Raw genomic sequence first — 11,820 nt, 5'->3', positions numbered from 1 at the left:
TGTTAATTGTTACGCCTTAATCTTTTTCTTGTATACGGGCCTCTTTTTATCATCAACTATGTATAAAAGGGCAAGCCCGTAAACGAATGCCGGCAAAGCGATCCTCATGGCCGAATGGTTAATAGTAAGAAACCAAAAAGCTAAGAAAGCTAAAAAATAATAATTGTTTTTAAATTTTGTCCAAAATATAACAGGGACAAATATAAGAATTACAACGGCTAATAAACCCAACAGTCCATGTTCAGATAATAACCTGCTGATCTCACTGTGGGAAGCAATTTCGTACCCTACTTCCTGCACACGAAGAATTTTTGCTCTTCCTACTCCAACTCCCGTAACCGGATTATTGTAAAAGCCTTCCAGTTCAGTTTGTACAAGCTCTGCTCTACCTGTAGTAATATCGTCCTTTAATCTGCCTGCTGCATCTTTATTTGTATAACGATTATCTAATAACCCACCGCTTTGGAAAACTGAAAACCCCCATATTAACACGGCTGAGATTAACAGGATAAAAGTCTTAAACCGTATCCTGAATCTTTCTTTTTCCTTTTCGTGATAGAAGTACACGGCAATAAATGCAGCAATACAAATGACCCCCACCAACACTCCTCCCCTGGAAAAGGTCATAAGAGCCCGATAACTCATCATTCCAAGCAGCACAAGATCAATAAAATTTATCCACTTACTCTTTACCGTATATAATCTACAAACCAGAAGAAAAAACCCCAGGCCAAAGACAGTGGAGATCTGGTTCGGTCCGTAACCTGCCGTAGCCGCATAGTTCGCTTGTAGATTTACTGCCACATCCCTCATGTTAGGGGTATACAGAAACAAGTAAAACATTTGACTCAGAAGAGGGAACAACAGCATTAGCAGAATCTTTTGAAAATCTTCTTTCTTTACCTTCTTATAATAGCAGTACAAAGCAGATATACCAAGACACACGGGCCCGCTGATATTAAAAGCCACCTGTTTTCGAAAGTCGTAATCATACTCCCAATTGACAGCTGCAAATACAATTCCCGGCACTAGAATAAGTAGATAGCTCCAAAAAGGAACTGTTTTAGAGGAAGTACCTTTGAAGAACATTCCTATTACCAAAAATAGGATGACTGAGTATTTCCCGGTTTCATAGAAGGGAATAGATTCAGTCATACGAAAGAAAACCTCAGCGCCTGCCATGTAGGCGGCTGCCATAAGAGCTTCATTATTTCTATTTCTTTTTTCAAAAACCAAAAAAAGGAAATATCCAAAAACACTAAGGAAATATAGAGATGCAGCGGGTCTGTAGAGATAAATAACAAATGCAATTCCAAAGTGCAAAAGCAACAACTTCACATACTTTATTCTGGCCAGTTTAGAAATGGTGGCAGAATATTGTTGGGAATGGACGGAAATTGCCGGCATAACTGAAGATAAGACTACAATAATAAGGAAAACTCTATAGGTTTAATGTTCCAGGTCTAAAGTTTAAATTGAAAAATTCCTCAACCTGAGGCATTACAGCTGCTTCGGAATAGTTTGATCTTATACTTTCCTGAAGAGACCTGGCATCTGATTTGATTAGTGTAGAATCTTCAATATATTCTTTGATCGCCTGTGCGAGCGCTTTAGGGTCTTTAGGAGTTACCAGCTTCCCTACAGATCCTATGACTTCAGCACATTGACCCACGTCGGTAGAGACCACTGCCAAACCTGCACGACCATATTCCAAAAGCGCTACCGGTAAACCTTCCGATGCCGAGGACAGTATACCCAGGTCTGCTTCTTTCAAGAAAATTTCTACATTTTCCTGTTCCCCATAGAAGAAAACTTTCTTTGTTAGACCTTCTTGTTTAACAACAGCCATTAACTCTCCAGAATAGACATCCTGGTCATCTCTTCCCACAAGATGCAGGGAAGTCTGCGGGTGCTCCTGTACCACCAGCTCAAAAGCTTTCAGCAGGTTCAGATGATCCTTCTGTGGACGCAGATTGGCCAGGCATAGGATCTTGAAATCATCTTTGCTACCTTGAAAAGAAGAAGCGGTTGCTGAATTTTTTATCAGAGCGGCCTCAGGAAGGAAATTCCTGAAGAACCTGATCTTTTTTGTCATTAAGTTCTCTTCAGCCCATTCTTTTAGATCATAATTTACAGAAATCACCCCGTCGAAAAACCGGGAAGCGGGTCTTAAAATTCCTATTTTTCGTTCCTTCAAATTTCTTCCATAGTGGTCGTGCCAAATTAATTTTAACCCTGGCAGACTGAGCTTCACCATAAGAGCCAGGAACCAGGAGCTGCTGTGAGCCTGAATAAAATCGATCTTATTTTCTTTTACAAATTTTCGAAGCTTTAAAAATGCCTCCAAGTCTAAGGTACTTTTTTTGTTAAGGAAGAGGTAGCCAACTTCGGGAGTCAGCTGCTTTTTTAGCAAACCTTCTTTCCGGGTACAGCAGAGAAAAGATGCGTCTATGCGTTTTGCCAGAGCGTTGGCGTAGGTTACTGACATTTTTTCGGCTCCGCCGGGCCGTAGGCTGTCGATTAGTTGGAGGACGCGCATTTTTGTTTATGGTTTGTAGTTTGTGGTTCTTTGTTCAAAACCTCCTGAATTGCAGCTTCAAATTTCTCCAGAGTATAATACTGACTCCACTCCTTTGCTTCCTTAGACATTCTCTTCATTTCTCCTTGATCGACCAGCAGCTTAATGATTTTTTCCACATCCAGACCTCCGTATTCTGACCACTCATTTTTCCTGTCTTGGTTCTTGGATCTTGTTTCTTGATTCTCATCCAACAGAATTCCTCTGCAGCCGCCCCCGAGCATCCACGGCACACAGCTTATCGGAGTGGCAATAGGAATGCAACCAAAGAACATAGCTTCGGCAATAGCCTTAGGCCAACCTTCAGATTTGGACGGCAGGATCACGAAATGAGCTTTTTTATATGCGTCTTTTAGTTCTTCCAAAGGTCGGCTGCCTTTAAAAATTATATATTGATGCAGTTGCTTTTCTCTAACGTAGGTTTCCAGTTTCAGCCTTTCCGGTCCATCTCCATAAATTTTCAGGCTAGCGCGGATCTTCGGAGCTCTGTTCTGAACAACTTCTGCATTTATCGCCTCTACCAGCTTAACTGCCTCAAGAGGCCTTTTCCCCTCCACCAGGTTGCCAACAAATAAAAAAGTAAAGGGTTCTGAAAGTACCTTTTTAAGCACCTCAGCTTTTTCTTCTTCTAAAAAAGAAGCTGTAAAGAAAGGAACAATATTTTTCGTCTTACCCGGCAATTCTCCATATACCAGCACCTGCATATTCCGTGTTAACAGTGTGTTGCTTAAGATCCATTTTTGAAGCCTATACGTCCATGGCTGTTTAGCCTGAGGATCCCAGTTACCTGCATATTTTGCTGTTTTTGGTTTTGTCGGAAAAAATATCTGACAAAAACAGGCTATAAGACCAACATTTCCTGGGCAGCGCAGGTGTAAATGATCAGCCCGATTCATGGCGGCCAGGATTCGGGTGCATATTAATGGAAACAGAAAAAAAGCGCGGAGGGAACTTTTCAGGCTGAGCAGGTCGAAAGCTGGAACAGCAGTAATTTCAATTCGATCATGCCGGTATGGTTCAGCAGTCGAGGTTTGGCTTCCGTTAATGAAAGGTGCCACGACCTCCACCTCCTCCACCTGCTTCAACCATAAATTCATCTCCCGCACATAAGGTGCATAGGCATAGAACTGACCCTTTCGTTTAATATGTGCTACATGGGTGAAGATTGCAAACCGCATTTATGTCCTTTTTTTCATCAGCATGCTCAGATGCATACAACCAAACATGTATTCATCATTTATTGCCGACTTTTCCCAGTCTTCCCGATGCCAGCCCTGAGCTTTCTCTAATTTTTTGTCACTAGACCCAGGCAGCAGGTTTAAGAATGGTAACCACTTTGTTTTTCCCAGAACCGCCCGACGTTCTGTGATTTCAAAAGCCTCGTCGAATTTATAAAAGGTTTTCTTGGAAAAAGGCCATTCCCAGTCTTTGTCACTCTGAAAAGGGCGATAAATAGTTCGAATCGTTTTTATGGGTAAACTTGTTTCCAGGGGATCGTGACTAACAATGGAACCATTCGGCTTTAATTTCTCTTTTAATTTTAAGATCAATTCATCCACATCTTTGAAATGATGTAGTACTCCATAGGCATAGATCAAGTCAAAATCCTTTTCTGTAAAATCGTCTGAAAGAAAGTCCATTACCTCAGCTCTTGCTCCGCTTAGTCCTGAAAGCCGGCCGGACAAATTTTTAATTCCTTTTGGACTGAGATCTATACCAAGGTATTCTGAAGAGTTTTGAGCTAAATAGATACTGAGGCTATTGCCTGCATAGCAACCCAAATCCAGAACCTTTTTATTTGAAAGGTCTCCAAACCAGGATCTATGAAGTTCATAAATATCGCTTTCTATACCTACTCCTTTTTTCGTGCGATTTAGAAGTCCATTTCGAAAATATGACCAAACACGGGTGGGCAGATTCTTCTTCTTGTTGTCGTAGAATTCCTGTTGTCGTCTATTGAGATCTGTTTTATTTACTGGAGCCACTGTTTAAAATTTCAATTCTATTGACTAAATCTGAAGCTACTTTTGTGAGTTCAAATTTCTCTTCAAATCTCCTAAAGCAATTTAAACTAAACTTCTCTCTTAAGGTTGGATCATCTAACAATTTTATCATTTTCGCAGCCAAATCTTCCGGGTTTCCAGGTTCAAACAAATAACCGTCCGTACCATCCCTGATTATTTCAGAGATTCCCGTTGTATTGGAACCTATTACCGGAGTTTTGACTGAAAAACTTTCTATTACTACGTACCCGAATGCTTCCACCATCGAAGGCACCAGAGCGAAATAAGATTTAGAAAATTCTTCAAGAACAAATCTGCTAGGTTGAAAATTCAAAAATCCTACATTTTTTTCCAGCCCAAGTTCTTTAACTAAATTTTTCCATTTATATACTGATTCAGAATCAGGATGGCCACCAATTATCTTTAGTTGAATATGCGGGTGTCGCGTCACTACAGAAGGCATGGCCTGAAGCAAAGTTCTCACACCTTTAGATTCATCCAGTCTTCCTGCAAAGGTAAATTGCAGAGGCATTTGCAGTTCATTACTTACTTTGGGTTTTCTTAGAGCATTGTAAAAAACTTCCACCTTACGCGGTTCTATTCTAAAGTTATTAACCAGGTCCTCTTTAGTTGACATGGAATTAGCGAAAATTTTTGTTGCTAAAGCATATACATATTTCTTTTTGTCAAAGAAAGGTCGCTTATTTAAAAATTGTCGGGAGATGGAATGACACCAGGCAATCCGGGTTTTAACTCTCAGCAAAAATCCAAAAATCATTAGAGGCCCCACAGAGCTAAAATTTCCAATTAAAATTTCCGGTTTTTGTTTTTTAATCAGGGAAAACAGAAACCATAAAACTTTTGGATTTTTAGGACCAAAAGCGGGCCTTTTAACGATCTTAATTCCGGAGCAAATACGGAACGGGTGCGCCTGTAAACAATCCGTTACTATAACGACATGATGACTTTTCGACAAACCATTAGCGATTTCGATAAAATATTCTGAAAGTGAAGAGTTTTTAATACTGAAAGATAATATGGCTGTCTTCATCTTTAAGACTTTATGCTGGGTGATTTGATCCAAAGGCTTATCCAACCGAAAAATCTCCCTATACCTTCCTGTAAAGCAGCCGATCTATTTTTTAAACTAATAACATTCCCCAGTCGGATTAAAGTTAAAAGCAATGCTGTTGAGTGCCATTTTAATATTGCTTTTCGTGATGGTTGAGGAGTTTTGATCCGCCACACATACCAGCCATTTCTAATAACCATTTTGCCATAACGGTACATGTTTGGACGACCCGCAGGATCATGGTGGTGTTCTAACCTCGCAGCTGTATTTACGTATAGCCTTCCCAAATTTGAAACTCTTAAAGAGAAATCGGCATCTTCATAAAGACCATATCCCTCAAAGAAAGTAGAGAACTGTAATTTCTTTAATACTTCTGTCCTGTAGCTCGCCAACCCTCCCATTAGTAATTCTACCTCGTAGGTCCTTCCACTCGGTGGTAAAAATCCGGTGGAATAACCGTGTGAAAAATCAGGCATTATTCCAGGCGGCTTATCGGGAGCAAGTCCCAATTTCCTCCGTAGTCCGAATCTGGATCCTTCAGGTCTAACCCAGCCGTCGTATAAAAATTCATCGGAACTCGGATTGTAATCCTGAGAAACTCTTTTCCAGGTTACCTCGTTGGTAATATACCCCGATACTCCCATGGCTTCAGGATATATTGTGTAGGTACGAATGATCTCAGTAAAATAATTGGGTTCAAGAATAATATCATCATCCAGAAAAAAGACAACATCTGATTTTTCACTGATGTTTGCAATTCCAAAATTCCTTTGTCTAGTAAGGCCTCTTTCCTTTTTATTTACGTGAAAATATCTTAAGCCTTTAAGGGAACATGTATTGAGTTTTTGTTGAGTGAGATCATTATCAGAACCATCGATGATTAACACCTCATCAGGAATTTCTTTCTGTTTAGAAATAGAATCCAACAGGTTGATTACCGCTTCCGGTCGATTATAGGTACAGATAATTAGACTGGTGTACATATATAGAAGGTCGATTAATTTTACCTGTACCTCTCACCTCTCTTCAGGAGGTTTTGAGCGTACATCATTGACAAATTAAACTGCTTTATTTTATAAGGCAATTTTAAGACCCGAAATAAAAATTTTCTTCTGGGCCGCTGCCATAAATAAAGAAAAAAATACCTGGACCTGTATTCTTCGATCTGATCCTTCTTAAATCTCTTGATAATTCCGTACATAATTGTAGGGCTGGGAACAGGTTTAATTAATCCGACAGGATTATCCAGTTCCCAGGCCTGTTTTTTCCTTTTCTTTCCCAAAATGGCAGACTGACTGGCCCAATGTCTGTAGCCTCCCGCTTTAGGCTTCAGATGAAGATTGACAGAAAAAGGATTATGTATCACAATACTTCCTTCTTCAAGAAGGGAAAAACCGAAATCGCTGTCTTCTCCATATCCCCCATCAAAATTTATATCGTTCCCTATGAGCTTGTACACCAGAGTTCTTTTAACACAGGAATTGGCATTACTAAAAGTCTGGGCCGCTCCGGCTTTCCACCGGGACAATCCCATTTCTTCAAGGGTCCTTTTCAGATCATTCAGATCCTGAGAGGAATTATCTGCCATAACGTCCAATCCGTTACAAGCATCAACCTTATAGGTGTGAAGGAGTCTTAAATGATTTTCCACAAAATCTTTAGGTATCCTGGTATCATCATCTGCAAAAATAATATAGTCCCCTGTACACTCCTCGATTGCTTCATTTCTTGCCCTACAACTTCCTTTCGTCTTTTGCCATAATACTCTTAAATCAAATGGATAGACTGCGGATTTATAAATACCTTCATTTCTTTCTCCCGGTGGCGTAGCATCCACTACTACCACTTCTTTGACAGGATAAGTCTGGAGAGCGTAATCCTTTAAAAGCTGAACGGTGTATTCCTGACGGAACATAGTGGGAATGATCACACTTACTCCGGGAGCATCTGGCACTTCTTTAAGCTCTCTTGGGGGAATGAGAGGGAAATCATTCTTCTGATAAGAGATGAAAACAGCTTTTCTGTATGCTTTCAACTCCTGAAGTGGACTTAAACTCCCTTTTTTCAGGAGCATGTTTATTGCGTGTTCCTTTTTAAAGTTCTTGAGGAAAAATAAATATCTGTCCGAAGCGGGAATGTTTACCTGCTGCCTGTCCTCAGGATAAAGATCGTTTATGTGCATAGGTACTCCCCCACAATACCTCAACATCCGGAATCCCAAATCCAAAGCTCTCATGATGTCAGATTCATAATCTTCCGGAAATCCTTTCATGATTTCCCATACCTTTTTCCTTACTACAAAAGCATAGGGATTGATCCTCCAGCAAACTGACTGATCAAGATGTTCAAAATCGTTAAGGAACCACCAGAAAACAGCTATCTGATATTTCAGTTCGGGAAAAATCCCTGTAAATCCCTGGTCAAGCGAACTGTGCCAAAGATCCCCTGGTCCTTCAGCAAGAGTTTCCAGTTTATCTAATGCAGGTTCGCCCAGATACCAAAGAATTTCACCTTTGGAGGTTTCGTATTCCTTAAATTTCTCTTCCGGTGACATATTTATAATATTCAATATTCTTTTTCGCTATTACCTCTGCAGAGAAATGTTTACATATTCTGTTTCTTGAGCTTTTTCCAATATTAAGTCTAAGCTTGGGATCGTTCAGCAATTTGAGAATTTTATCTGCAAATTGAGAATGATCTTTGGGGTCTACCATAAATCCGGTTTTCCCGCTGATCATAATCTCGCCGGCCCAGCCTATATTAGAAGTTACCAATGCTTTTTCCATCGCCATTGCCTCCAGCCAGGTCATGGGAAAAGCTTCAGCAAAACTAGGGAATACAACCACAGCGTGTGATTTAATAATACTACTTATTTTATCATAAGGCACTTCAGGAATGTGTTCGAATTGTGCATTAGCCTCTTCTGATAGCCTTTCCCTTATGATCTCTAAAGTCGAACGTTTTTCTAAAACATCCACAACATCCTTTCCTACCATTCTCAAATAAGTATCCGGTTGAACCTCAGTGATTTTATTGAAAATCTGAGCCAGTTCAAGAACCCCCTTTTTCCTGATCAGACTTCCAAAGTAAAGAATTGATTTCTCTTTTTCTTCATTTCTGCCGGGTACAAATTGATCAATATCCACTCCATTTGGAAGTATGGTAATTCCCTTCTCCAAACTAAAGATCTTCCTTGTTTTATCTGCCGTAAACTGACTAACAGAAAGAAGATGTTCGGCAGCTTTTAAGGCGGTTTTTTCTAACCAAAAATTTTTCCATTTTTGTTTACGGCTCTCGAGATCGCAAAAATAAGCATCACTGCCGTGCATCCTGATGACCAGAGGACAACGAAGTTTCATAAATGCAGTAATACCCGTCCAGTCAGGAGCCTCTATTAAATCAATCTTATTTTCCTTTATTTTCCTGTTCAGATATTTTTCAAGAAATTTCCTGTAAAGCAACCATCCAAAAAAAGGATAACTTTTTTGTTCTATTAAAATCAACTTCAGACCTTCATCTTCCAATTCTTTGCTTCTGTTTTGGCCGTAAATAAAAACACTAACCTCCACGCCTTCTTTTCTCAGGGAAGTCGCAAGTGTTTTAATACTGCTGCCAAGACCGGCAGATTTTCCTGTTTCGGGATGTGGGAATTCGGGAGTGAGGAATCCTATATGCATGGTAATAAACTTAAATGTTCCTTTACCATCTTTTTAAGATTATAGTCCTTTTCTATTTCCAGACTTACATCTCCTCTAATGGAAGCCTTGTGATTAAGTACTTCACTCAATAAATTTCTTAGAGCTGTAATATCTCCGGGAGGAAATAGAAATCCGTTTTTTCCGTTCCCGATTATTTCAATGTTTCCTCCTACCGGAGTGGTGATTACAGGCACGTTAGCGGCCAGACTTTCTAAAATTGAAAGGCTGAAACATTCCATATAAGTGGGCTGTAGCAGAAATGAATAATTCTGAAAAAGCTCCGGCAGTTTTGAAGAACTGCCTTGAAATTCTATTTGCTGCCCCAGTTCATATTCCATCACTTTATTTTTCAAAATTCTTTCCTGAGGGCCTTCTCCAAAAATGTCAATTTTTAGTAAGTTTCTATATTCTTGAGGAAGTAAGTTTACCGCCTCAATTAAATCCTGGATCCCTTTTGATTCTCTTAAATGTGAGGCCACAATAAATTTTCCCCGGTTTTCTTCTGTTCGCTTCTCATATACAGAAGTGTCAATCCCATTATAAACTACTGTGGTCTTCCTCTTAAGACCCTTCCCGTAATCCTTGAGAATATGATTTGCTGTGTATTCAGAAACTCCTACAAAACAGTCAATATACCCGGAATATAATCTGCCTTTGATTCTGTTCTTGATCCTTTTCTTCAAAGGAAAATCTTTTAGCGGTCGCGGATTATGATCCACGGCAATTATAAATGGTTTATTATTTTCTTTTAATTTTTTGAAAAAGGGCGTACATAGTGGCAGAAAATGAGTGACAATAGAATCAAACGGGTTGTTCTTCTTCAAATGATCTAAAACAAGATCCTCTAAAGTTTGTCCCTTTGCCGCCAGGACTAATTCAAAACCAGAGTAAAATTCAAATTTTTCTCCGGCAGAAAAAAACCAGATCAATTTATGCCCTTTTTGAAGAAACTCTTCGTTATAGGCTCTAAAAAATCTATCCATTCCACCTATGCGGTGTGGATCTAACCTGTAATTACATACTACTGCTATTTTTTTCTGTCTATTCAAATCGCTTTACTTCAGCAAGGGCCAGTGCAATTCTTCTACTCGTATCCTTTAAAGGTTCTCCAATCTGTAGATCAAGTAATTCTTTTCTGTTTCTACTATCTTGTTCTGGATTTTGTAAATAGTAGTTAATAGCCTCAAGAAGTTCCTCCTCATTTGTGGATATTTTGACCGCTCCGCTTTCTACCACTTTTTCATAATGTCCAAACTTTAGAAAACGTTGATCATTGTATAGCCCGTTTTCTTCATTTCCGAAAACCGGATTAATTACAGGTTTGTCAAAAATCATAAAATCCAAACTCATTGTAGAGCACATATTTATTCCCAAATCTGAATGTTCCAATATTGCTCTCAAATCCTTCAGGTCCTTTGCTGTAGGCACTCTCTGACTCCATGCCTCGGGATGATCTTCCCTCACATTCTTCCACAAAGGAAAATTCCACCTGATAAAAGGAAACTTCTCCTTTAAACCAACAAAACGATGCGGTTCCTCTGCAGGGGAAGTCCGAACTATAAAATTGACCTCTTCATCTAATTTTCCCTCCTCAATAAATGTAGCAATCGTCTTAATATATAATTCATCATTCTGGCTGGTTGAAATATCCCCACAACTATAGCAAATCGTTTTCTTAGACGGGTCCAAATCAAAATTATTATAGAACTGCTCTCCTGTAGTTTCCAACTTGGGGGTAACGTAGGGCTCAAATTGCGGGGTGCCAACGATCCTCACATCCTCTTCCTGCCTGGACGGATAAAAATAAAGTAGCTCCTTTTTCATTAACTTACTCCAGACCAAAAAGCTATCAAAATTGGCTGCCATACGACCTTTTGACGACAAGTTATCCCAACTAAAAATAAAGGATATGGTATTAATGTTTAGCTTTTTTGCAGTCACAAAAATTGGAAGAACGTATGGAGGTCTTTGATGAGTAAAAAATAGTATATCCGGCTTGTCAACTTTTAAATAATCCAGGCAAGCCCGAGTGACCGCATGATTCTTTAGTGTTTTCTGCTGCTTGTTTTCCAGATATTGAATAAAACTTTCGGAATGGAAGTAATGGGTTATCCTGTAAATAAAACGTGTCACTTTGCCTCTATTGGAGTTACTCTGCGATCTGTTTGCCTTTAGGTTATCTTTTATTCCAAAATAGTCAGCATGCAACTGCAAATGTGCTACTTCTTTAAATTTCCTCCAGAACCAGGATCTGAAGGATTCATTATAAACCAGCACTTCACGTATTTCGACCTTACTCTTGATTATTCCCTCATAAATTTCAACAGGCAACCCCGAATAGATCACCACTCTATCAAACTGTATCTCCGCCTCAACCAGGAAATCACTAAGAATAAAATTTCTAAAACCTACGCCGTCGGTAATGACAATTCCTAAAGTGCTTTTTTGAGCATCAGTTTCCTGAGTCAT

The 11,820-nt window shown here is 39.4% G+C and carries 10 protein-coding genes; all 10 read right to left on the bottom strand.

The annotated features are described in order from the left end of the window. Positions 1–9 precede the first annotated feature (9 nt). Genes ACXYMT_RS06780 through ACXYMT_RS06735 form a run of 10 tightly spaced genes read right to left on the bottom strand, consistent with a single transcriptional unit; the run spans position 10 to position 11,820 of the window. Positions 10–1,407 (bottom strand): O-antigen ligase family protein, encoded by a 1,398-nt coding sequence (locus ACXYMT_RS06780; RefSeq protein ID WP_459058326.1) that lies wholly within the window; start codon positions 1,405–1,407, stop codon positions 10–12. Between the two features lie 34 nt (positions 1,408–1,441). Continuing rightward, complete coding sequence (locus ACXYMT_RS06775; protein ID WP_459058325.1) at positions 1,442–2,539, bottom strand: glycosyltransferase; 1,098 nt, start codon at positions 2,537–2,539, stop codon at positions 1,442–1,444. Continuing rightward, positions 2,521–3,756, bottom strand: coding sequence for a glycosyltransferase family 4 protein (locus tag ACXYMT_RS06770; protein ID WP_459058324.1), 1,236 nt, complete (start codon positions 3,754–3,756; stop codon positions 2,521–2,523). Before ACXYMT_RS06770 ends, ACXYMT_RS06775 begins: the two co-directional genes overlap by 19 nt. Next, positions 3,757–4,563, bottom strand: coding sequence for a class I SAM-dependent methyltransferase (locus ACXYMT_RS06765; protein WP_459058323.1), 807 nt, complete (start codon positions 4,561–4,563; stop codon positions 3,757–3,759). Continuing rightward, positions 4,547–5,632 (bottom strand): glycosyltransferase family 4 protein, encoded by a 1,086-nt coding sequence (locus ACXYMT_RS06760; RefSeq protein WP_459058322.1) that lies wholly within the window; start codon positions 5,630–5,632, stop codon positions 4,547–4,549. The genes ACXYMT_RS06765 and ACXYMT_RS06760 overlap by 17 nt, the downstream gene beginning before the upstream one ends. A 2-nt stretch (positions 5,633–5,634) precedes the next feature. Then, entirely contained in the window at positions 5,635–6,636 is a 1,002-nt protein-coding gene (locus ACXYMT_RS06755) for a glycosyltransferase family 2 protein (RefSeq protein ID WP_459058321.1), read from the bottom strand. Between the two features lie 20 nt (positions 6,637–6,656). Further along, positions 6,657–8,207: a glycosyltransferase family 2 protein gene (locus tag ACXYMT_RS06750; protein WP_459058320.1), complete on the bottom strand. Its 1,551-nt coding sequence runs from the start codon at positions 8,205–8,207 to the stop codon at positions 6,657–6,659. Then, entirely contained in the window at positions 8,185–9,330 is a 1,146-nt protein-coding gene (locus ACXYMT_RS06745; RefSeq protein ID WP_459058319.1) for a glycosyltransferase family 4 protein, read from the bottom strand. The genes ACXYMT_RS06750 and ACXYMT_RS06745 overlap by 23 nt, the downstream gene beginning before the upstream one ends. Next, complete coding sequence (locus ACXYMT_RS06740; RefSeq protein WP_459058318.1) at positions 9,321–10,400, bottom strand: glycosyltransferase family 4 protein; 1,080 nt, start codon at positions 10,398–10,400, stop codon at positions 9,321–9,323. The genes ACXYMT_RS06745 and ACXYMT_RS06740 overlap by 10 nt, the downstream gene beginning before the upstream one ends. Further along, positions 10,393–11,820, bottom strand: coding sequence for a CDP-glycerol glycerophosphotransferase family protein (locus ACXYMT_RS06735; RefSeq protein ID WP_459058317.1), 1,428 nt, complete (start codon positions 11,818–11,820; stop codon positions 10,393–10,395). Before ACXYMT_RS06735 ends, ACXYMT_RS06740 begins: the two co-directional genes overlap by 8 nt.

Source organism: Salinimicrobium sp. CAU 1759 (genome assembly GCF_054482715.1).
This window is presented reverse-complemented; position numbering and strand designations above follow the sequence as displayed.